21 protein-coding genes and 2 pseudogenes are annotated in these 22,977 nt (G+C 62.9%); 12 read left to right on the plus strand and 11 right to left on the minus strand.

From position 1 onward, the window contains the following. Window positions 1–363: 363 nt before the first annotated feature. The 6 genes and pseudogenes from C446_RS00710 to secY all read left to right on the plus strand — a co-directional run bounded on the left by C446_RS00710 (window position 364) and on the right by secY (window position 4,615). Window positions 364–813, plus strand: a complete 450-nt coding sequence (locus C446_RS00710) for a 50S ribosomal protein L19e (protein ID WP_006671120.1) — start codon at window positions 364–366, stop codon at window positions 811–813. After that, window positions 813–1,361, plus strand: a complete 549-nt coding sequence (locus C446_RS00715) for a 50S ribosomal protein L18 (protein WP_006671121.1) — start codon at window positions 813–815, stop codon at window positions 1,359–1,361. Before C446_RS00710 ends, C446_RS00715 begins: the two co-directional genes overlap by 1 nt. Beyond that, window positions 1,358–2,035, plus strand: a complete 678-nt coding sequence (locus C446_RS00720) for a 30S ribosomal protein S5 (protein ID WP_006671122.1) — start codon at window positions 1,358–1,360, stop codon at window positions 2,033–2,035. The genes C446_RS00715 and C446_RS00720 overlap by 4 nt, the downstream gene beginning before the upstream one ends. Continuing rightward, window positions 2,035–2,502, plus strand: coding sequence for a 50S ribosomal protein L30 (locus tag C446_RS00725; RefSeq protein WP_006671123.1), 468 nt, complete (start codon window positions 2,035–2,037; stop codon window positions 2,500–2,502). Before C446_RS00720 ends, C446_RS00725 begins: the two co-directional genes overlap by 1 nt. A gap of 2 nt (window positions 2,503–2,504) precedes the next feature. Continuing rightward, on the plus strand, window positions 2,505–3,011 hold the full coding sequence (locus tag C446_RS00730; RefSeq protein ID WP_006671124.1) for an uL15m family ribosomal protein: 507 nt from the start codon (window positions 2,505–2,507) through the stop codon (window positions 3,009–3,011). A 3-nt stretch (window positions 3,012–3,014) separates the two neighbouring features. Further along, window positions 3,015–4,615, plus strand: a pseudogene (gene secY, locus C446_RS00735) (preprotein translocase subunit SecY). 266 nt (window positions 4,616–4,881) lie between these two features. Here secY and C446_RS00740 read toward each other — a convergent pair. Continuing rightward, window positions 4,882–5,508, minus strand: coding sequence for an RAD55 family ATPase (locus C446_RS00740; RefSeq protein WP_006671125.1), 627 nt, complete (start codon window positions 5,506–5,508; stop codon window positions 4,882–4,884). 175 nt (window positions 5,509–5,683) lie between these two features. Between C446_RS00740 and pyrB the strand changes: the two genes are divergently transcribed. From pyrB to C446_RS00760, 6 genes and pseudogenes are all read left to right on the plus strand, one after another. After that, window positions 5,684–6,622 carry an aspartate carbamoyltransferase gene (gene pyrB, locus C446_RS00745; protein WP_049919956.1) on the plus strand — a complete coding sequence of 313 codons (939 nt, stop codon included), beginning with the start codon at window positions 5,684–5,686 and terminating at the stop codon, window positions 6,620–6,622. Further along, entirely contained in the window at window positions 6,615–7,082 is a 468-nt protein-coding gene (gene pyrI / locus C446_RS00750; protein ID WP_049919955.1) for an aspartate carbamoyltransferase regulatory subunit, read from the plus strand. The genes pyrB and pyrI overlap by 8 nt, the downstream gene beginning before the upstream one ends. Window positions 7,083–7,096: 14 nt before the next feature. Beyond that, on the plus strand, window positions 7,097–7,912 hold the full coding sequence (locus C446_RS00755; protein ID WP_006671128.1) for a hypothetical protein: 816 nt from the start codon (window positions 7,097–7,099) through the stop codon (window positions 7,910–7,912). A gap of 445 nt (window positions 7,913–8,357) precedes the next feature. Then, window positions 8,358–8,599 (plus strand): annotated as a pseudogene (locus C446_RS17720) (zinc ribbon domain-containing protein); the annotation flags it as partial. 172 nt (window positions 8,600–8,771) lie between these two features. Then, window positions 8,772–8,894, plus strand: a complete 123-nt coding sequence (locus C446_RS20185; protein ID WP_006671129.1) for a hypothetical protein — start codon at window positions 8,772–8,774, stop codon at window positions 8,892–8,894. A gap of 84 nt (window positions 8,895–8,978) precedes the next feature. Then, entirely contained in the window at window positions 8,979–9,836 is an 858-nt protein-coding gene (locus C446_RS00760; protein ID WP_006671130.1) for a hypothetical protein, read from the plus strand. 214 nt (window positions 9,837–10,050) lie between these two features. On the opposite strand, the gene C446_RS00765 is transcribed toward C446_RS00760, so the two are convergent. The 10 genes from C446_RS00765 to C446_RS00810 form a co-directional block, all read right to left on the minus strand. Next, entirely contained in the window at window positions 10,051–10,824 is a 774-nt protein-coding gene (locus C446_RS00765) for a hypothetical protein (protein ID WP_006671131.1), read from the minus strand. Window positions 10,825–10,957: 133 nt separating this feature from the next. Next, the gene (locus tag C446_RS00770) at window positions 10,958–11,725 is read right to left on the minus strand and encodes an enoyl-CoA hydratase/isomerase family protein (RefSeq protein WP_006671132.1); all 768 of its coding nucleotides are present in this window, start codon (window positions 11,723–11,725) and stop codon (window positions 10,958–10,960) included. Window positions 11,726–11,826: 101 nt separating this feature from the next. Beyond that, entirely contained in the window at window positions 11,827–12,504 is a 678-nt protein-coding gene (locus tag C446_RS00775; protein ID WP_006671133.1) for a helix-turn-helix domain-containing protein, read from the minus strand. 132 nt (window positions 12,505–12,636) lie between these two features. Beyond that, window positions 12,637–13,428 (minus strand): ABC transporter permease, encoded by a 792-nt coding sequence (locus tag C446_RS00780; protein ID WP_239639437.1) that lies wholly within the window; start codon window positions 13,426–13,428, stop codon window positions 12,637–12,639. A gap of 29 nt (window positions 13,429–13,457) precedes the next feature. Continuing rightward, window positions 13,458–14,426: an extracellular solute-binding protein gene (locus tag C446_RS00785; RefSeq protein WP_006671135.1), complete on the minus strand. Its 969-nt coding sequence runs from the start codon at window positions 14,424–14,426 to the stop codon at window positions 13,458–13,460. 167 nt (window positions 14,427–14,593) lie between these two features. Then, entirely contained in the window at window positions 14,594–15,220 is a 627-nt protein-coding gene (mobB, locus tag C446_RS00790) for a molybdopterin-guanine dinucleotide biosynthesis protein B (RefSeq protein WP_006671136.1), read from the minus strand. 490 nt (window positions 15,221–15,710) lie between these two features. Next, entirely contained in the window at window positions 15,711–16,982 is a 1,272-nt protein-coding gene (locus tag C446_RS00795; RefSeq protein ID WP_006671137.1) for a P-loop NTPase, read from the minus strand. A gap of 241 nt (window positions 16,983–17,223) precedes the next feature. After that, entirely contained in the window at window positions 17,224–18,021 is a 798-nt protein-coding gene (locus C446_RS00800; RefSeq protein WP_006671138.1) for a TorD/DmsD family molecular chaperone, read from the minus strand. A gap of 42 nt (window positions 18,022–18,063) precedes the next feature. Continuing rightward, entirely contained in the window at window positions 18,064–19,269 is a 1,206-nt protein-coding gene (locus C446_RS00805; RefSeq protein WP_006671139.1) for a 4Fe-4S dicluster domain-containing protein, read from the minus strand. A gap of 17 nt (window positions 19,270–19,286) precedes the next feature. After that, entirely contained in the window at window positions 19,287–22,826 is a 3,540-nt protein-coding gene (locus C446_RS00810) for a molybdopterin-dependent oxidoreductase (RefSeq protein ID WP_006671140.1), read from the minus strand. Window positions 22,827–22,977 lie beyond the last annotated feature (151 nt).

Here is a 22,977-nt window from a genome sequence, read left to right on the forward strand (position 1 = left end):
GCCCGCTCAGAGATGTGTATAAGAGACAGCGCCAGGACTACCACAAGAAAAAGCGGACGCCCGAATCCTGGCGTCGACCCCGCGGAAAGCTCTCGAAACAGCGCAAGGGTGTCAAAGGCAAGGGACCGACCGTCGAGGCCGGTTTCCGCACGCCCGAAGCTGTACGAGGCAAGCACCCGAGCGGCTTCGAAGAGGTCTACGTCGAGAACGTCGACGACCTCGAAGGCGTCGACGGCGACCGCGAGGCTGTTCGGATCGCCTCCTCGGTCGGCGCTCGCAAGCGCGAGCGAATCGAGGAACAGGCCGAGGAACAGGGCGTCCGCGTCCTGAACCCGACCTACGAGGAAGTCGAGGTGGAATCAGATGACTGATCTCTCCGCACAGAAGCGACTGGCTGCCGACGTCTTGGACGTCGGCGAGAACCGCGTCTGGCTCGACCCCGACGCCCAGGCCGACATCGCCGAGGCGATCACTCGCGACGAAATCCGCGAACTCGTCGAAGAGGGCCGCATTCAGGCCGAAGACGCTACGGCTAATTCTCGCGGCCGCGCCCGCGAGCGCAACGAAAAGCGTGCCTACGGTCATCAGAAGGGCCCGGGCAAGCGCAAGGGCAAGAAGGGCGCACGCCAGAACGAGAAAGACGAGTGGCAAAACAAGATTCGTGCACAGCGACGGAAGCTGCGTGAACTCCGCGACAAGGGCGAGATCACGCCCACGCAGTACCGCGAGCTCTACAAGAAGGCTGGCGGTGGGGAGTTCCGTAGCGTCCGGTACCTGTTGAACTACATCGACGAAAACTACGGTGACCAATAATGGCGACAGGACCACGATACAACGTTCCGATGCGGCGTCGCCGTGAGGTCCGGACGGACTACCACCAGAGGTTGCGCCTGCTGAAGTCGGGTAAGCCCCGCCTCGTCGCTCGAAAGAGCAACAAGCACACTACGGCGCAGCTGATCGTCCCCGGACCACAGGGCGACGAGACGCTCGCGAGCGCACACTCGAGCGATCTCGAGGAGTACGGCTGGGACGCACCCACGAGTAACATTTCCGCGGCGTACCTGACCGGCCTGCTGGCCGGCCAGCGTGCCGTCGAAGCGGGCCTCGAGGAAGCGGTCCTCGATATCGGCCTCAACACCGCGACGCCTGGCAACAAGGTGTTCGCGGTTCAGGAGGGGGCGATCGACGCCGGTCTCGAGATCCCGCACAACGACGAGGTGCTCGCGGACTGGTCGCGTACCCGCGGCGAACACATCGCCGAGTACGCCGAACAGCTCGACGAGCCGCTGTACAGCGGCGAGTTCGACGCAACCGAACTCCCTGAACACTTCGACGACGTACGAGAGGCGATCCTAGAATGAGCGCAAACGATTACAACGACGACGGATGGCAGCCCGTCACCCGTCTCGGCCGGAAGGTCCAGGAGGGCGACATCGATACGATGGAGGACGCCCTCAACTCGGGCCTGCCGCTAAAAGAGCCCGAACTCGTCGACCAGCTCCTTCCCGGACTGGAAGACGAGGTGCTGGACATCAACATGGTCCAGCGTATGACCGACTCCGGGCGACGCGTCAAGTTCCGGTGTGTCGTCGTCGTGGGCAACCGCGACGGCTACGTCGGCTACGCGGAAGGTCGGGACGATCAGGTCGGCTCCGCCATCCAGAAGGCGATCGGTATCGCGAAGCTGAACATGATCAAGGTCCCGCGGGGCTCCGGCTCCTGGGAGGACCGTTCGGACCGGCCTCACTCGCTCACGCGACGCACGAAAGGGAAAGCCGGCTCCGTCGAGGTCGAAGTCATCCCCGCGCCGGAGGGCCTGGGGCTGGCCGCCAGCGACACGGTTCGTGCAGTCCTCGAACTGGCCGGTATCGAGAACGCCTGGACGAAGAGCCACGGCAACACCCGCACCACGGTCAACCTCGCGAAGGCGACGTTCAACGCGCTGGAGAACGCCTCCCAGTCGCGTCAGCCGAGCACTCACCGTGGCGGTAGCGACCGAGCCGACGCCGACGCGGAAGCCGAGGTGAGCGAATAATGAAGGCAGTCGTGCAGGTTCGTGGCGAAGTGAACCGGCAGGAAGACGTCCAGGATACCCTGGAGATGCTGAACATCCACGGCGTCAACCACTGCGCGCTCGTCCCCGAGACGGACGCCTACGTCGGAATGGTGACGAAGGTCAACGACTACGTCGCACACGGCGAACCGAGCGTCGACGTGCTCGCAACCGTGCTCGAGGGCCGTTCCGAACCCCTCGAAGGCGACCAGTCGGACGCCGACGAAGAGTGGCTCACCGAGAACACGGAGTACAACGACTTCGAGGCGCTCGCCGAGGCGCTGGTGGCCGAAGAGACGACGCTGCGCGACGAAGGGCTGTCGCCGACGCTGCGACTGCACCCGCCGCGGGGCGGTCACGACGGGATCAAGAAGCCGACCGTCGAGGGCGGCCAACTCGGAAAGCATACAACCGAGGAAATCAACGACCTCTTAGAATCGATGCGATAACCATGACGAGCAAAAAACGACGCCAACGCGGATCGCGTACGCACGGCGGCGGCTCCCACAAGAATCGACGTGGGGCCGGCCACCGCGGCGGCCGCGGTCGCGCGGGGCGAAGCAAACACGAGTTCCACAACTACGAACCGAAGGGCAAACACGGCTTCAAGCGCCCGCAGGACGTCCGCGAAGAAGTCGCGGAGATCGACGTCCAGAAGCTCGACGAAGACGCGATCCTCTACGCTGCCGAGGGGCAGGCCGACGAGCTCGACGACGGTGGCTACCGTCTGGACGCTCGCGACATCGTCGAGGACGGCCACGAGGTCGACGTCGTGAAGGTCCTCGGTTCCGGACAGGTTCGTAACCAGCTCGAGATTACGGCGGACGCGTTCTCCGACGCCGCTCGCGAGAAACTCGAGGAGGCCGGTGGCGACGCCGTCCTCTCCGAGCGCGGTCAGCAGCGAGCGGAAGAAGCGGCCGACGCTGACGCCGAAGACGACGAACAGAACGAGGACTAACGTATGGGATGGAAGGAAGCCGCTGAACCGGTCCTGACGCGGATGCCCGCAGTGAAGCGTCCGGAGGGGCACGTCCCCTTCAAGCGCAAGCTGGCGTGGACGGCGGGCATCCTCGTGTTGTACTTCTTCCTGACGAACATCTCGATCCTCGGCACCGCCGGGGGTGAAGACCTCTTCGGCGAGTTCCGTGCGATCCTTGCCGGTGAGCACGGCTCGCTGTTGCAGGTCGGTATCGGACCGATCGTCACGGCAAGCATCGTCATGCAGTTGCTCGGTGGTGCGAACCTGCTCNGATCCTTGCCGGTGAGCACGGCTCGCTGTTGCAGGTCGGTATCGGACCGATCGTCACGGCAAGCATCGTCATGCAGTTGCTCGGTGGTGCGAACCTGCTCGGTCTCGACACCGACGACCCCCGGGATCAGGTGCTCTATCAGGGCCTCCAGAAGCTGCTGGTCATCGTCATGACGGCGCTGACCGCGCTTCCGATGGTGTTCGCCGGCGGCTTCCTGCCAACCGTGGACCAGTTAGCCATCGGTGGGTTCGAGTTCGTCGGGACCCAGATCCAGATGCTGATGTTCCTCCAGATCTTCGCTGGCGGAATCCTCATCCTCTACATGGACGAGGTCGTCAGCAAGTGGGGGGTCGGCAGCGGGATCGGCCTGTTCATTATCGCCGGCGTGAGCCAGCGACTGGTCACCGGCTTCATCTCTCCGTCCCCGGAGGGATTCTTCTACAGCTGGTACCAGATCATCTTCACCGACGACGTCGTCGTCGGTTCGGTGCTCACCAGTGATGGACTCTACACGCTGATAATGGGCCAGGGCGATCTCCTCGCACTGTTCACGACGGTCCTGATCTTCGCGGTCGTCGTCTACGCGGAGTCGGTCCGCGTCGAGATCCCGCTCAGCCACGCCAGGGTCAAGGGTGCCCGCGGTCGCTTCCCCGTGAAGCTCATCTACGCGAGCGTCCTGCCGATGATCCTCGTTCGCGCGCTGCAGGCGAACATCCAGTTCATCGGAACGATCCTGTTCACCGTCGGTCCCGACGGTGAGGCCGGGCCGATCGTCCTCATGGGTCGAGAACTGCCGTGGCTCGGCGTCTACGCCGACGGCGGACAGCCTGTAGCTGGGTTCTTCTACTACACAGCACCCATCTACAACCCCACCGACTGGATGTGGTGGACCGGCGAGGTCGCCGGTGACCCCGAAGTGTGGCAGATCCTGATCCGCATCTCTATCGACCTGACGTTCATGGTCATCGGCGGTGCGATCTTCGCCATCTTCTGGGTCGAGACGACCAACATGGGTCCCAAAGCGACCGCCCGACAGATTCAGAACTCCGGGATGCAGATCCCCGGATTCCGACAGAACGTCGGCGTCATCGAGAAGGTCATGGAACGGTACATCCCGCAGGTGACCGTCATCGGTGGCGCGCTGGTCGGCCTGTTGGCCGTCATGGCGAACATGCTTGGAACCATCGGGGCCGTCACCGGGACGGGTCTGCTGCTGGCTGTCTCCATCACGTACAAGCTGTACGAGGAGATTGCCGAGGAGCAGATGATGGAGATGCACCCGATGATGCGCCAGATGTTCGGCAAGGAGTAACCGGTAACTGGTAACCGGTAACCGGTAACCGGTTCCAGTCCCCAGTTCCTTTCCGACTCTCCATTTCGTTTTTCTTCGTCTCTTCTGACGGACAGAGTCACAGATTCGACCCCTCGAGACGTCGCTACTTCCCTCGGTGTTTGATTACAGAGACGGAGATGCGGTGGCTCCGTGAGCGACTGTTCCGGGCCGAAATCGTGGGCGAAGCCACACTCGAGTCCGACCACTACCGATTCAATCGACGGACTGAGCGGCAAAAACCGTCTTCAGGCGATGTCCCGGCTCGTGTCGATCGCCACTTCTTCGATCAACTCGAGTTTGATCGCTTCGATGGGTTGGCCGCCGTGGCGGAACTTCGGAATGGTGAGGTGGTTCTCGATTTCGGTGCCCGCCAGTTCCGTTTGGAGGTCGAACACCGCGTCGGCAGCGTGGTGTGTCGTCGATCGGTTGTCCGGAACCTTCGTCCCGTTCAGACAGTGAAGCACCGCGATACTTCCGGTCTCAGTCATCTTCTCTTTGAGACCGTTGAGGAAGGTGACGTACTCGTCGCGGTCCGTTCGTTCGAGAACATCGATCGTGTCGATAATGAGGTTTGCACCGTCCGGGAGCGCATCGACGAGTCGTGTGGCTTCCTCGAGAGGATCATCACTCGCGACGTGTCGGACGGTCGGACTGCCGACTGCCGACGGAGAGCGCTCGATGGCGTGGCGGACGACGCCGTCGGAGCGTTCGGTCGTCAGGTACAGCGTGCCGCGGGCGGCCGTCAGTTCGTACAGGAGCAGTTCCGACTGGCTCGCCGGATCGGCGGTGTACGCGACGATATAGCCCGGTGGCAACCCTCCGTCGAGTTTCCGATCCAACACGTCGATTCCGGTTTCCAGCCGATCCACCATGCGATTGTGAGTGTTTGCTGGACTATCCGCATAATTCTTTGCCTTCGACTCGGTGATCAATTATTCCCGCGACGGGAGGGGACGATGCCCGGCGGACGATATCGTGTGGGGCCGCCGAGACTGGCGGTCGCGAATGGAGGGATTGAAGGGGAACGCAGGAGCGTACACGAACGAAATGCGCCACGATCACCTCATCACGAGCAAGCAACTCTCGCGGGGGGACATCGAAACCGTCCTCGATCGGGCGGCGGAGATCGACGAGGACCCGTCGGCCGTTGCCGATCGCTACGCCGACACGCTGCTTGGACTCCTCTTTTTCGAGCCGAGCACGCGGACGAAGATGAGTTTCGAAACCGCGATGAAACGACTCGGGGGCGACGTCGTCGACATGGGGTCGGTCGAATCCTCGAGTGTCAAAAAAGGAGAGACACTCGCCGACACCGTTCGGGTCATCGAGGGGTACGCGGACGCACTAGTGCTTCGCCATCCCAAGCAGGGGGCGGCCCAGATGGCAAGCGAGTTCGTCGACGTGCCGCTGTTGAACGCGGGCGACGGTGCCGGCCACCACCCGACACAGACGCTGCTGGATCTCTACACGATCCGAGAGAACGCCGGCCTCGAAGACCTGACGATCGGGATAATGGGCGATCTGAAGTACGGCCGGACCGTTCACTCGCTGGCCCACGCGCTGACGAACTTCGACGTCCACCAACACTTCATCAGCCCCGAAAGCCTCCAGTTACCCAGAGAGGTCGTTTACGATCTCCACCAGGAACAGGACGGGACGCAGATCCGCGAACACGAGTCCCTAGAGGAGATCCTGCCGTCGCTGGACGTCCTCTATGTCACCAGGATCCAGCGTGAGCGGTTCCCGGACGAGAACGAATACCAGAAAGTCGCGGGGGAGTACCAGATCGACACCGACACGCTCGAGGCCGCGTCCGACGAGCTGACGATCATGCACCCACTGCCCCGCGTCGACGAGATCGCACCCGAGATCGACGAGACCGACCACGCTGCCTACTTCGACCAGGCCCACAACGGCGTACCGGTCCGGATGGCGCTGTTGGATCTGCTTCTCGGCGGGGACGACGGAGGTGTTCGCGATGACTGAAAACGACGACCACCAGCTGCGGGTGAGCAAGATCCAGAACGGCACCGTCATCGACCACGTTCGGGCCGGGCAGGCGTTGAACGTGCTCGCGATCCTTGGGATCGACGGCAGTGAGGGAGAAGAAGTATCCGTCGGGATGAACGTCCCGTCGGATCGGTTCGCACGCAAGGACATCGTCAAGGTCGAAGATCGCGAACTGAGCCAGGACGAGGTCGACGTCCTCTCGCTGATTGCGCCGGACGCGACGATCAATATCGTCCGGGAGTACGACGTGGTCGAGAAACACCGCGTCGACCGCCCCGAAGTCGTCGAGGGCGTCCTCTCGTGTCCGAACGCGGGCTGTATCACGACCGACGACGAGCCGGTGACGTCCCGATTCGAGGTACTCGACGATGGCGTTCGCTGTGCCTACTGTGGAACGATCGTCCGAGAGGGGATCGCGTCGCTGATCGACACCTGAACCCGTGCTCGAGCGTGGAACGATGCACTAACCTCACGATCGTAGCCCTCGTCGTCGTGCTCGCCACGACTGCCGGCGGCACCTGGGTTGTGTTCACGTATCCGACGGAGAGCACCGACTCGACGATCCCACACGAAGGGTTTGCCGGCATCGAGACCGACGGCGGACCACACCAGGTCGAGGGCGCGATATACACGGATGGGGAACTGTTCGTCGCATACGACGCGGTGATCGACGAAGACGGAAACGGGATACTCATCGAGGAGTACGGCGGCGACCAGTTTACCGAGGAGAAACGGTACGGGACAGACGACGCGGTCTATGTCATGCAGCGAACTGATAACGTGGAGTTCGCAGAGTCGGCGCTGGCGGACGATGAGTACGAACTGCTCGACCACGAAGAGGAAGACGGAATTTACACGATAGTCCAACGAAACGACGAATTCGAGTCGTTACACCGGGATTACGTCGTTTCCACGGAACGGTTGCTCGCGTCGAACACCTTCTACACGGACTACGAGCGCGTAGACACCGTGACCGAGGACGGGGAGGGGTTTGGCGTCTACGAGCCGGACGAGTCGTGGACCATTGGTGACTGGGGGCAGGGAACCCGATATACGAACGTCGAAGGCAAAGCGGTCGTCCACAACGAAACTCTGGAGATGCACGAGTTGGATGTGCGGTTTGATGCGACAGATGCGTCGACGTACGCCGATTACCATCTGGCTGCGGATGACGATATCGGCACCATCGAACTCGTCTACGCGTTCGAGGAAACCGAGGTCGACGTGGATCGGCCTGCGTGGGTCGAACCGTACGCCGAGGAGTGATCCTCCTTCGATGGGAATCGAGACGAGTTCCTGGCGAGGTGACCCCCGGTCCGCCTCGAGGGCGTCTATCTTGATTCAGCGAGAGAATTCCGCCTTTCCCGTGAGTGACGAGAGTTCCGGCGCTCTGTCGGACCGAGGAGCGAACAGGGCGGGAGTGAATCGCGTAGGCTCCGGGGAGATGCCGCCATTGTTCCTGCTGGCTGGATATTCAACGTCGAGTCGTAACTATTGAGTAAATTTACTATCATAAGCTGTGTATAGTGAATCTGGTCACGACACGTACCATTACAGCGACACTCACCAACAACCGTGAGGGTGTCGTGCGTGATCTTGATTCACTCGGTCGTTCCGGCAGTAAAATCTGGAATGTTGCTCGGTGGACCATCAGCCGTATCTGGGAACACACGGGAGAAATCCTCGACGAAGGACCGCTCAAGTCCTACCGTCGATCAGCTGCTGTGGCTGTGGAGCGCAGGCCGATTCAAATCGCGTTGAGCGTGGCTTGTACGTCTGTTCGGACTGTGGGCTGGTCGCCAATAGTGATCTGAATGCGGCGGAGAATATGCGAGCGACAGTAACTCCGAATCCCTCACAGGATAGGAGAACGGCTGTTTGGCCCAGCCATCGGTTCGCCTGTTCGACAAGCAGACGGGGCGAGTAGCCCCACAAGAGCAGGTCCGACCGTAAACCGGCAAATCTCCCAACGCTTGCGGTGCGGTTCGGGAAACCGTGTCGTGAACGACGGGGAGGAGGTCACACAGCCTGCAAGCGAACTCGTCGACAGCAGGGCCGGCGACGTTCTCTCCCTGAGAACCATCCAGAATAGCTAAGTGGCCGTCGACCGTTCGTCCACACGTATATGTCACGGATCATCAAAGTCCTGCTCGCCTTGGCTGTCATCGTCGTACTCTGGAAGGTCTTCTTCAGCGGCTCGAGTACCGACGTCGACGTCGAGGAAATCGAGTACGAACCGACGGAGTAACACGACAGGAGTTCGGTTCCGACGGTTCCGGAACCGTAACTCCGATTCCGAACTGCTTACGGCGACGGCGGCGTACTCTGAGCTATGTACGGCGTCGTCACCCGCAACGCTGAGGAGGTCCGGTGGCCGGAGTTCGATCGCGGCTTCTACGAAGTCAAAGACGTGACCGGCAGGTCCGCGGAACCGATCACGGACGGCGTGAACATGGTCTCGTGTTTCGGGGACAACGCGGCCGCGGACGCCGATCCCTCCCTCGTCCCGGTCGACGACATGGGCCGGCCCGCGACGCGGGACCGAACGTATTTCGACTGGGACTACGTCTGTCCCTCGCGCGAGGACTACCGCGAAGGGCTGTTCGAGGTCATCGACGACTGCGTGGAGGCAAACGAGGACGTTCGTCTCGACGACATCGGCTTCCCGCGTGCGGAGTACTGCCGCTGTGGCGTCTGCGAACAACGATTCGAGGAGAGCAGTCACGACGATCGCTTTGCCTGGCGAGCTGACGTCATCACGGAGTTCGTCGAAGAGGCCGTCGAACGAATCCCCGGACGGGTCTACATGACGCTGTACCCGGACCCGTATCCGGGCCATCTCTACGAACGCGCCGGCCTCGACCTCGAGGCTCTGGAAGAGCACGTCGACGAGTTCGTCGTCCCGCTGTACGACACGGCCTACGAGACGACCTACTGGCTCGAGACGATCGCCCGCGGGTTCGACAGCGCCCTCGAGACGCCGTTTAGCGTCGAACTGTACGCGGTCAACGTCGACGTCGACAACTTGATCCACGCACTCGAGGTTGCCGAGGAGTACGGGGAGAGCGTCCTGTTCGGGTACGAGGCGTCGAACGCACGGGCGGCGCTGCGCCGACAGCAAGCGGACGAGCGCGAGGGGGAGACGTACGGTGAGCCCGGCTCGGAATCCAGGTCACAGTCGGGCGAGTGAGTCGTCTCGACGCGTCATCGTTCTTTGCCGCATCGTCGACCTGGTGTCTCGTCTCTCACTCCTTGCGATGGACTCTCGCAGGCGACGACCCAGCCGATCACAGTTCAGGGACGGAATAGACCGGTCCGTCGATATCGGGGGAGAAAAGCTGCGAGACGAAGAAATCGACGCGAACGGGACGACGCAACGCTGCCGGTATGCAGCTCCCGATCACCTAGAGCGTCTCGTCGTCGTCGTGCATCCGTTCGTCGTCATCGTCATCATCGCCGATGAAACTGTCATCGTCATCGTCTCCGATCAATCCCTCGTCGTCGTCACCGATGAGATCGTCGTCATCGTCATCGTCGCTCATCCTGCCTTCGTCGTCACGGATCATCCCCTCGTCGTCATCGCCGATGAGGTCGTCGTCATCGTCGCCCATCCTGCCTTCGTCGTCACGGATCATTCCCTCGTCGTCGTCACCGATGAGATCGTCGTCATCGTCACCCATCGTCCCTGCGTCGTCGCCCATCATTCCCTCGTCATCACCCATCGTGCCTTCGTCGCCGATATCAGTTCCACGATCGGAGCCGGTATCTCGACCTGCGCCAGTTTCTCTGCCAGCACCGGGTTCGCTGGTCCCCGACGGTCCGGGGTCGGTACCGGTCTCGGCTCCCGTCGTTCCTGTCGTTCCCGTCTCCGTGTCCATTCGGTCAGTGGTTCCTGTCCCGGTCGTCTCACGCCCGCTCGTGCCGGCTCCGGTTCCCGAAAGATCACTCTCGAGGTGAACGGCGTCGTCGGTCACCTGGGACACGGCCTGATTCTGGAGGGGATAGGCGTCGTCGTCGGCTCCACCCCACCCGAGTTTGGCCTTGATGGTATCGGTAATTCCAGGGTCCGGTTCGACGTGTGCGGTGCCGTGCTCGACGTCGGCGACGATACCGACCTCGTCTCCGTTCGCGTTGACGACGGTCTTTCCGATGTCGTCGTCGGTGAACTGTGGTGACATTGCGCTCATAGGAACGGTAACGGCGATAAAGATGGTGGTGCTTGCTGTGGCTTGCGGTGTCCGGTGCTTTCGGACGATCCCCGGCCGCGTCGGTCCGTGTCAGTCGACGGCCGCCTGCCCCGCCCCGTCGGGACTACTCGTTGAACTCCGGCTCTCGCCCCTCGAGGAACGCGGCGACGCCCTCTTCGTGGGACTCGGTCGCTCGAGCCTGAACCTGTAGCATGTTCTCGTAGTCGAGTGCCTCGTCCCAGCGTCGGCCCAGGTTCTCGTGCATCGCCTGTTTCATCATCCCGATCACGTCGGTCGGCCGGCGGCCGAGCCGATCGACCGTCTCGGCGACGCGGCCCTCGAGTTCGTCTTCCGGCACTGATTCGTTGACCAGATCGAGTTCGGCTGCACGGTCGGCGTCGAAGAACTCGCCCGTGAACGCGAGCTTCTTCGCCGTGCGCAGGCCGACAATATGGGGGAGCATGAAGGTCCCACCGGTGTCCGGGATCAGCCCGACGCGGACGAACGCACAGGAGAAGGTCGCATCCTCGGCGGCGTAGGCGATGTCCGACAGCGCCACGATCGCCAGTCCCGCTCCGACGGCGTCGCCGTTGACTTTCGCGACGATCGGCACCGGACACTCGAGCATCGCTTCGACGACCCGGCCGAACGTTTCGTCGATCTCCGCGTAGGTTTCCCGTGGGGTATCGGGCTCTTCCGTCATCGCCTCGATATCGCCGCCGGCGCTGAACGCGTCGCCTTCCCCCGAGAGGACGATCGCGTGATACTCTTCCGTCGAGGCGTCTTCGATCGTTTCTGCGAGGGAAACGGCGCTGTCGTGGGTGATCGCGTTGAGGACTCCGGGTCGATCGAACGTGATTTCGAGCACCCCGTCGTCGTTGTCGACGTGCATGGCTCGAGGGTCTCGCGGCTGGCTCTTAATAGTTCTTGGAAAAGTGACAGCGACTCGCGACAGCGGCGGCCGGGGGACGACAACGCTGGACTGGCGGCCGATCAGTCCGAGCTGGTCGATGCCATCGGCGGCGGGTTCGCTTCCTCCTCGGTGACGTTGAGTTCCGAAGTCACGAGCGCCCGGTAGGCACGACGGAGGCGCTCGGAGAGGGCCTGATGGGAGATATCGAGTTCGTCGGACAGCTCCTGCATCGAGACTTCACGGGGAATCTCGAAGTAGCCGTGGTCGATCGCCGCGACGAGCGTCTCGTACTGGCGGGCGGTGAGCCCACACTGGGAGTGGGTCTCCTTCTCGAGATCGTAGAGCCGAACGATCGTCGGTGAGACGTCGTGGTCGGCGAACCGGTCGTACAGCGAACTCACGTGCTCGCGTTCGACCACTCGGATGCTCAGCAGCCAGCTGCCGTTCGTGGCCGACGCGCTGAGTACCGTGCCGCTCTCCTCGAGGACGGCCTCGAACGGATCGACGGTATCGGGGTCGAACTCGATGTCGTACAGCCAGCGGTCGTCCTCGCCGTTGATCGGCGCGTAGTTGCTGATGGCCGACGCGTCGTCGAGCCCGTCCTCGATCGTTTCCCGGGTCGCACCCGAGAGCCAGAGGCAATGCCCGCTCGAAGCGATCACACGTTCCATTTCACAGGTCAGCGACGGTACCGACTCGAACAGTTCGGCCAGTCCGGTCCCCTCTGCCGGAAGCTCGATGTCTGCGATGGATGTCATAAGTCTCACTCCAGGATACAACAGGGACCGCATTAACCTCACTTCCAAAGAGATTAGCGGTGACAGTGCTGATTTTCCGCGATATCGAATATTTCGCTGGAGTCGACTGACGAGAAGTATGACCGAATCCCATCAGAAGCGTTTCGGAGTTCCGACAAGCAGTTGAACCGCGACGACGACGAGAATCGTGATCACGAGCAAGGCGACGACGATCGGAACGACTGCCTCGAGTCCTCGAGAGACGAACGCAACCCAGATGCGAGTCGGCATCGTTCGCGGATTGTACGCGACCATCATCGTCGCGCCGAACTCACCGATCGCGCGGACGAAGGTGAGAACGATGCCGGCCGCGATGGCGTTTCGAGCCAGCGGCAGCGACACTCGTCGCACGGTCGCGATCGGGCCGTACCCCATCGTTCGGGCGGCCTCCTCGAGCCGCGGGTCGACGTCGTCGAACCCTGCCTTCGCGGTGATCACGAGAAACGGCGCGGCGACGAACGTCTGTGCGAGGACGATCCCGAGTCGGCTGTCGGTCAGCGGGACGCCGGCGTCGGCAGCGGCCGCGCCGATCGGGGTGAACTGACCCAGCACCGACAGCAACACCGCGCCGCCGACGACGGGCGGGAGTACGAGCGGCACCAACACGGCGGCGAGCACGAGGCGCTTGCCGCGAAACGAGAACCGCGAGAGCACGTACGCCAGTGGTACCCCGAACACCGTCGAGATCGCGGTCGCTACGGGGGCGGTGAGCAGCGACGTGGCGATCGCATCCCGCGTCACTGGGTCTCCGAGACCGCCGATCACGTCGACGGTGCCCGTCTGGAGGAAAAACGCCGCCAGCGGAACGACGAAGTACAGGAGCAAGACCCCTCCCAGCAGCACCGGTACCAGGACGACTGGGACCCGGTCTCGTACCGGCTCCAGGAGTGCGGTCGCCCGCGTCTGTGTCCCCGTCACGCACCGACCACCTCCGGCGGTTCGCCGTACGTTCGGGGCAAGGCATCGGGAACTCGGAGGCCGCTTTCCTCGAGTAGCGACGGTCGCTCGAGCAACGTGGCTACGAACTGCTTTGCGCCGTCCGGATCGGCGGCCGTCTCGGGAACGGCCGCGTTGTAGACCACTGCCGAGCCGGTCACTGCGTGGCCGTCGTCGGTCACGTACGAGGCTCGTTCGTACGACGCGGCGCGGTCGGGATCGGAGAAGTTGTACGCGTCCGGAAGCCGATAGAAGGGTAGTTCGCGGTCGGCAGCCATGTTCCGATAGACGAGCGCGAAGGCGCGGCTCCCGGCTTCGAGCCCGCCGAGCAACTGTCCCTCGCGGGCGTCGACGACGGTCCGGTCGGCCATCGTTTCCACGAACCCATCGAGGCTGTGTTCGTGCTCGGCGAGTTCGAACAACTGGAGTGCACGGTAGCCAAGCGGGCTCTGGTCGGGATCGGTGATGCCGATCGAACCCGCGGGTGCGTCGGCGAACACGTCGTACCACGGTTCGTCGTTATCGGCCTCGAGACGCCGTCCGAGGTCGGTTTCGGGTGCGTACGCGATTCCGAGTTCGTTCGTCGCAAACTCGACGTCCCACCGTGTGTGGTCGGGATAGAGTCGTTCTCTGAGAAGCGAGACGTCGACGCCGATCACGACATCGGGCCGAGACCGTCCGCTTTCGACCATCCTGAGCAGGGCGTTCGTCCCGTGATATTCGCCGTCGAACCGGACCCCGACCGCCGATTCGAACGCCGGCCCGACTCGTTCTTCGAGAGCGACCGCGAGGCTCCCCGCAGCGAGGACGGAGATTCGATCTTCGCCCGCAAGACAGCCCGCGGTCGTGACGCCGCCGACCGCGGCGGCAGTCGAGAGAAACGACCGGCGCGTCGGTTCCGAGGCGGGACGGGAGGACGCTCGCGAACGACGGTCCCGGTCGGCCATATGTGATCGTTCGAGAGCACCAGCCAATAAACCCACTCCAGTTCCTATTTCGTTAGAATGTAACTTTTAGCGGTTTCGGGTCGGCCGTAGAACCGGTCCCGTACCGATGGCCGAAACCGGCAGCCGTTGCGTCACCTTCGCTCTCGGCAAACGAGTCGCTCGGCTGGTTACTCGCGATCCGGTTCGCCGGAACCGTCGTCTCCACCCCGGAACGAAACGCCCTCGAGTGTACGAATCTCGTCGACGAGAGCCTCGAGGTCGTCGTCGGCGTGGCCGACGATCGGTCCGCCGACCTCGGACGGTTCCCGGTCGCCGACGAGAATCGTCGGAAGCGCCACGGCAGAAAACCCCTCGACCAGAACCACGTCGTAGCCCCGGCGCTCGAGGCGGGCGAGTGTGCTCGCGAGGGCGCGACGCTCCCGCTGGGCTCGCGGGCCGTCGTCCGCGGATTCTGCAGTGTCGAGCCACTCGCTGCCGTCCGAACCCGTCGGCACTGCCGGCGGCTCCCGTTTCCCTCGAGCGGTCACGTCGAAGGTCAGCTCGGGAGTGATGCCGACGACCGTTTCCGCACCGGCGGTGCGGTGGCGGTGTGTATCCGCCCCGGGTGTGTCGATCTCGATGTCGTGGTGGATCGATTTGACGGTCGCGACGCGATCACCTCGATCGGCGAGACGCGGTACCAGCTCCTCAACGAGGGTCGTCTTTCCCGAGTCGCTCGGTCCGGCCAGACAGACGACTCGAGGCGAGCGTGCGGGCCGGTCCGACCTCGAGTTCGGAGTCGACGGTGGAGTCACGTCCGTCGTTCGTACCGCATCGAAAAAACGAGCGCGGTTCGTCGATGGGCTGGGTAGCTTCACGTTCAGAATAAGGGTATCTTATCATATCATTACTCAAAAATATACTAAAAAAGTCATATTCGCACCTCTCGATCCTCCTGCCAACCTATACTGTCTCAGACGCCCTGAAAAGGTAGAAAGACGCTATTTGGTAGTCACCTCGGATTGATATCGCCCTGTCCACAACGGTGGCAGTCTAGACGAGAAACTGGACGTAAAATACGTCTTTTGGCACTCAGAGCTACCGTATGGTACTTCTCGAGCGACAGTCTGCAACAATAAGATAGAAATCAATAGAATATTATGTGTCGGTTCTAGTATCTACTATCTGAAGCGGTATCTATCGCAAATCTCCACACCTACAGCGGACGCCTCCGAATCGTGTCCCTGGTCCGGACGGGACCACCCTCGTTCGTGGCGGGACGGCCCTGTCCTTGCGATGTCCACACTACGCTGCCCGTTCCGTCTCGAGTTCGACCAGCCAGCCTTTTCGCCCCAGATCGGACGTCGTTGCCCTCACACCGTGTTCCTCGCGCTCGAGACCGGTCTCGACGGCTTCGACGAGTTCGTCCGGCTCGTTGTGGGTCACTACCGCGACCGATTCGTCGGCGCTCGGCTCGAGCTCGGCGAGCGTTTCTCGGTGGCCGGTCGTCGGGGGAAGGCCGCGGACGTCGATCGCGTTCGAGGGCACGTCGGGGTCGCCGTGCTTCTCGACGAACGAAGCGACGACCTCGCGAAGCGAGGCGATTCCTGCTTCGCCGTCGGTCTCCAGCGTCTCGAAGTCTCGTTCCAGCGGCTCGCGCAGTGCCGGGTCGAACGGCACGGGATCGATCGTCTCGTACACGTCTTCGCTGATCGCTTCCGCGAGGTCGCTGCCGTCGCCGTGTTCGGGGTACGGGCCGTCGTCGCCGACCATGTTCGGAACCACGCCGACGATCGGCACGTCGTTGGCCTCGAACAGTGCACTGGTTCGTTCAGTCGCGCGGGCACTTTCGTCGGTCGGCGTACTGACCAGCAACGTGCCGTCGAGCGGTGCCTGCTGAACGATCGTGTACACCGCATCGCCGATTCCCGGCGGGAGATCGACCAGCAAGACATCGCGGTCGGTCCAGGCGGCGTCACCGAGCAGATCCTTCACGACCTCGTGAACCATCGCTCCGCGCCAGGCGACCGGGCCGTCGTCGGCGATGAGTTCGACACTCAACACTTCGATCCCGTCGACGTCGATCGGGTCCGGCCGTCCGGACGGGGTCTGGCGTACCGGTCCCTCAGCGCCGAGCAGGCCGGCGACGTCCGGAGAGTGGACGTTGGCATCGAAGACGGCGACGTCCCTGCCGGCCTGCTCGAGGGCTCGTGCCAGCGCTGCGGTGATCGTCGACTTGCCGACCCCACCTTTCGCGCTGGCGACCGTGAGCACGGTGTCGGCCCCAGTTATGGGAACGCCGGATTCCGGTGCGCCTGCGTTTGCAGCTTCGATTCGCACGCTGTCGACGCCCGCCGTCGCCAGGCCAGCACCGCGTAGTTGGGCGGTCACCCGGTCGGCCAGGGCCATATCGAGCCGGTCGAACACCACCGTCAGCGTGACGCGCCCGTCGGAGACGGCGATGTTTTCGATCAACTCCTCGCTGATCGGATCACCGCCCGGAATCTGTACCTCACGGATCTGATCGACGACGCTGGCTCTGATTTCGTCTTCGGTCCTGTCGCTCCAGTCGCTCATATCGGACCACTACTGGCGGGAGCGGTTTTCAGTCGTCGGTCCTTCCCACGTGCTGGGAACACCTACTACCGACCACTTATCACCTACCACCGACCGGTTCGACCACCGACCACCAATTGCCCGACACGCGAGAAACAGCGAACGTGAACGGAGTTCGGTCGGACACCGATCGCGAAAATCGAACGGAAACGACGTCGCCGCAGTCGAGAGCGAGACGGAAATCGAATCGTCAGTTCTTCGGCTACTGCGGGCCGGTCGAGAACGACGGGTTCTGGCCCGGCATGTCGTCGATCCCGCAGCCGTTACACCGGAAGTCCTCGTCCTCGTCGCCGCCGAGGAACTTTTCGGTGGGCGACGGCGGTGTCTCCGGGAACACCTCCGGTTCGGCACCGAACCGGTCGGCGTCGTCTGCTACCAGCGCGTCCACGAGACCGGCGAGCTCCCGGTAGAACGGTACGTCCGCGTTCTCGTCGACAGCCTCGCGGAACCGCGGAACCCACCGGCCGAGATGGTCTTCGAGGAAGTCCTCCTGGGCGTTCTCGAGAATCTCGATCCCCTTCTCGTCGCCCTCCCGTTGCAGGTAGGCCGTCTGCAGGGCCAGATGAGAGAGGAACTCGAGCTCGAGACAGAGGTGATCCGAGCGCTCCCGGTAGCCGTCGCGTTTCTCGAGGTTGAACGCGCCGTAGAACCCCGAGAGATCGGCGATCGTGTCGGTACTCGTCAGGATCGTACCGGTGCTATACTCGATCTGATACTGGGAGACTTCGCCACCGTTCTCGAAGCCGAACAGGCTCGCGTAGGTCTCCGACAGCTCCTCGACGGCCGTCTCGTCGGTAGGGCTGTGGTCGGCGACCGCGTCGGCGTGCTCGATCAGTGTATCGTCCGCGAGAGCCCGTGCCGACTCGAGTAGCTGTTGCTGGAACTCGCCTTCACGGAGTGCCGTCGTCAGCTCCTCGGCGGGGCGGTCGAAGGCGAGCGATGCGAGCTTGTACAGGCGGGCGCGGTGGACGTTTCGTTCCGGAGTCGTTTTCGTTTCCATGGGTATCACCGTGGGTGTTGGTCGGCAGGGACACAGCGGTAGTTACGTGACGTCGAGTCGGTAGACGTCGTTCTGTGCGTCGTACACGTCGCGTTCGTACTGCGGTTCCTCCATCGGGACGCGAGCGACTGTCGAGCCGCTGCCGTCGTAGCCGATCGCTTCTTCGTCGGTGACCTCGAACTCCTCGATGCGCCACTCGGTCGACCCCATCAGGTGAAGCAGGCCGCGCAGGTCCCGGTGCTCCTCGGAGCCGTTCATGGCTTCCCGGTAGGTCTCGATCGCGTCCTCGACGCCCGGCCCGAACATCTGGTAGAGGTAGTCGGTCGGGACGTTGATCGGCGGGACGTAGTAGACGTTGGGCTCGAGGCCAAGCTGGGGGTACAGCGGCAGGGCGACTTCCTTCTCGTGGACGAGGAAGTCGATCGGGTTGGACGGATCGGCTTCCTCCGGCGGGTTGATCCAGCCGTGCTGGCGGATCTTCCCCAGACAGTTCTCGAAACACTGTGGAACCATCCCTTCCTCGATCTTGGGGTAGCAGCCGACACACTTCTGCGAGACGTTCTCGGCTGGGTTGTAGACGGACTTGCCGTACGGACAGGCCCGGACACACTCCTGGAGGGCCTCGCAACTGTCCTCGTCGATGAGGACGATACCGTCGTCCGAGCGCTTGTAGACGGCCTGGACGGGACACCCGCCGGCACAGGCCGCGAACGTACAGTGGTTGCAGATTCGCGGGAGATAGAAGAACCACATCGGGTGTGGGTCCTGCTCGATGTGGGTGTCGGCCTCGATGTCCTCACCCGCGGGTTCGTCTTCGCCGAGGTTGGGGTAGGCCCAGTCCTCGTCGTCGGGGCGGTACCCCTCGATGTCTTCACCGTGGAAGTTCTGTGGATCGTCGTCGACGAGAACGTCTTCTTCCCAGTCGACGTCGTTGGTCTCGAAGACCGTATCGCCCTTGTAGACGTACTCGCCGTTTTCCTTGCCCCACTCCTGGAAGTCGAGTCGCTCGAGGATCTCGACGTCCCAGCCGACGGGGTGAGAGCCGTAGGGCTTGGTCTCGACGTTGTTCCAGAACATGTGCTCCTGGCCCTCGCCGTGGGTCCAGGTCGTCTTACACGACAGCGTACACGTCTGGCACGCGATACACTTGTTGATGTCGAACACTGCACCCCACTGCCGTTCCGGTCGGGATTCGGCGTAGGGGAAGTCCATCTCTCGTCCGAGCTGCCAGTTGTAAACTTGCGCCATTGTTGATCTCCTCGTAGTTAGTCGTCGGATTCGCTCACGAAGCCGCCGCTCAGGTATTCGTTCATGCGATCGTCCTCGTTGCTCGGTCGCAGCCCTTTCCGGTCGGGCATCCACCGGTCCTCGTCGTCCTCGTGGGCCGCGTCCTCGGCCTTTTCGACTTTGACGAATGCCTCCTTCGGCGCGCCGTTGGCGGAGTGGACGTCGGGCATGAACCCGGTACCGACGTTCTGCCCGCCGTAGTCTTTCCGCGCCATGTCGTCGGTCAGCAGGGTCGGCCGGAACCAGGTTCGGGTCGCACTCTGGTGGCTCCCCTGTCGGTACAGCGACGGGTAGTCGGTCTCTTCGTTGACCGCCATGCCGTCGCTTTCGTCGTCCTCGTGGGCTTCGTAGGTCTTGTGTGAGGCACCGTTCAGGTTCATCCAGCTGCGCGTGACGCCTTTGGGCATCGCAGGCTGGCTCCGCACGCGCATCTTCGCACGGGCGTAGTTGTCTTCGTCCTCCGAGTCGGCACCACGGTAGGGTCGGTCTTCGGGGTCGGCGTCGACCCACACGTAGTCGCCGTCCTTGAAGCCCTCTTCTTCCATATCCTCGGGGTTCATCTCGATGTAGCCCTCGCCGTAGTAGGGGCTCCGCTCGTCGTGGCGTTCCATGTCACCGAAGGGACCCCACCAGACCGCGATGTTCGGCAGGGAGTTCGCGAAGGTGTGGGTGCCGTGGCGGTACTTCGGCGTCATGTAGCTGTAGTCGTACCCCTCGTCGAGTTCCTTGAGCGGATGCTCGGTGTCGGTAAGCTCGTCGGGCGTGTAGATCGGGTTGCGGACTTGCCGTGCGTCACCGTCTCGGCGGTCGTCCACCCCGAGGGATTCCGGCGTCTCGGGGTCGATCATCGGGTGATCGTCTCCCGAGACGATGGCGTTTGGCTCGTAGAACGTTCCGTCCATCGGCTCCCGATGGAGCGGGATGTTCTCACCGGCCTCGGCGAACATGTCCTCCTCGCGGAAGAACTCGAGGCGACCAGTCTTGGTGTACCACGGTCGGTCGTCGAGTGCCTGCTCGGAACCGACCTTCTTCGGGTACGTGCGGCTCTGGATGATCTTCGGAATGCCGTCTTCGGCTTCCTCGAGCATCTCGTCGATGTCGTACCCCTTGACGGTGTTCGAATAGTCGATGATCCGCTGGAGGTACGGCCGGGCCTCGTGCTCCTCGTCGATAAAGGCCCAGTAGTCTTCGAACCGATCGTCGTCGAGGAGTTCACCGAGCTTCTCGGCGACGCCCGCGTATATCTCCGCGTCGTTGCGGGTGTCGTAGATGCGGTCCATCTCCGTCGCGGGCATCGCCATCACGAACGGGTTCGTCACCGCCGCCGTGATGTCGTTCTGGTGGTGTTCAGCCCACGAGTCGACCGGGAAGACGATGTCGGAGTACTCGCAGGTCCCCGTCCACCACCACTCGCTGGTGAAGAACGCCTCGATCCGGCCGTTGCGAAGCATGTTCTCGATGATATCGTAGGACCCTTTCGCGTTGCCGAGGATCGAGTTGGAACCCGACACCCACAGCAGCTTCGTCGGTGTCGGCATGTGCGAGTCGCCCATGTGGTACTCGCCTTCGATCTTCAGCGGACGGTCGCCGTGGGAGTACCAGTGGGCCGACTGGGCCGTCTGGGTGTTTCGGATGTCGGCGTCGGAGTCGGGATCGAGTTCGGGGTCGAACGGGTCCTCGTAGATCCACTGATCACGACCGTTGAAGTACGCGCCGCGGTAGTTACCCGCGTAACTGCCGATGTTACCGGCGTGCTGACCGATGTTCTTGGTCAACGAGGCCAGCAGGAAGGCGGCGCGGTCTTTCTGATCCTGGTTAGTGTAGTGGTTCGGCCCCATCCCGGTAAGGATGAGCGTCTCCTCCTGGTTGTCCGCGAAGTCGGCCGCGAGGTTCTCCACGGCCTCGGGCGAGGAGCCGGTGACCTCCGCGACGCTCTCAGCGTCCCAGGTGTCGATCAGGTGTTGCTTGACCAGGTCGAAAACCGGACGAACCTCGACGGTCTCGCCATCTACCGTTTCGATCTCGAAGCTCCCCTCGAGGGTAGCGGGGATGTCGAAGTCGTCGCCGATTTCGTCGCGCGTGACCGGCTCGAACTCGTCGGTGTCGCCGTCGTGGACGACGAAGTCGCCCCAGTCGGTGCGCAGGTCTTCGGTAAGGATCTGGTCCCAGATGTCCGGCGTCCCCTCAGGCGGTCGTTCGTCGTCGTCGCCGACCACCTGCGTCTTCTCGAGGTTCTCTGGCTCGTAGCCCTCGATGACATCGCTCGCACGGAGCAGTTTCTTCTCGTCCATGCGGACGAGCATCGGCAGGTCGGTATTCCGGCGGACGTAGTCCTCGTCGTACTGCTCTTCCTCCATGATGATCTTCGCAGCGCCGAGGAACAACGCCGAGTCGGTCCCGGGTCGGAGAACGACCAGTTCGTCACACTTCGAGGCCGTGGCGTTGTAGTCCGTGAAGACGCCGGTGATCTTCGTCCCTTTCAGCCTGGCCTCGGTCAGCCAGTGGGAGTCGGCCATCTTCGTCGTCAGCCAGTTGATTCCCGAGAGTACGACGTGGTCGGCGTACTCGACGTTCACCAGGTCGAAGTCGATCGTCTGCTGGCCGGTGACCATGGTGTGGCCCGGCGGCAGGTCGGTGTGCCACGAGTAGTTGTCGAGGCCGACGCCACCGACGGCCTCGTCGGGATCGACATCGCGAACGTGCTCGTCGACCAGCGCCATCTGATTCGCGACGCGGTACATGCCCATCAGCCGGATCATCCCCAGCAGCGGCATACCACCGCGGAACTTCAGGGTCTGGGTGCCGATGCCGTCGGTCTCCTCGACGACGCGCTCGTCGTAATCCTGCTCGAGGAGGTCCTGGACGCCATCGTCACCGTTGTAGTGCTCGGCGATCTCGAGGATCGTACGGGCGGCGAGTTCGTAGGCTTCGTCGAAGTCGACCTCTTCCCAGCTGTCTTCGCCCCGGTTCGCGTACTCCTGGGGCATCGAGCCGTCGTCTTCGCGGGGGAAGCCGTCTTCGACCCACTGTTTGAAGCCCTCGCGGACCATCGGGGCCTTGACGCGCTGGTCGCTGTAGAACCGCTCGATCATCGCCAGTCCCTTGTTACAAACGCGTGGGTCCCAGCGTTTCGTCGCTTCCTCACCGTTCAGCCCTTCGGCCTCGCCGTAGTTCATCGACGGGCCGAGCCGGGTTATCTCCCCGTTTTTCACGGAGCCCTCGAGGTAGCAGTTGTGCGTGTCGTTGGGCGTACACGTGAGAATGAAGGAGTCGTCGCGGTCCCACACCTCCCGGTACTTTTCGTCCCAGTCGTCGTTCGGGTACTCCTCGAACGGGTTCATCGGCCCGTCTTCGGCATCCCCGGCCGTCTCCTGTCCGAGGCGGCGATACCCGAGGAGCCCGAGACCGGACGCGCCGGCGATACCGGCTGCGGCAGCACCGAGCTCACGTCGCGTGAGATCGAGCCCACCGTCGCTGCCAGCAGCACTGTCATCGTTCGGCTTTGCGTCTCCGCTCATCGAACCACCTCCGTCTGACGCTCACCGGAGAGCGTCGCAGTTCCGTTCGGCGACCGCTGTCCACACCGGTAACGAGTTGGCTGGCTGTCGGTCATACACCCTCATCTGGACGTTCGGTAGTTAAACCGGGCCTGCGAATTCCCAGGCCCTG

Source organism: Halobiforma nitratireducens JCM 10879 (assembly GCF_000337895.1).
GTDB classification, from domain to species: Archaea; Halobacteriota; Halobacteria; order Halobacteriales; family Natrialbaceae; genus Natronobacterium; species Natronobacterium nitratireducens.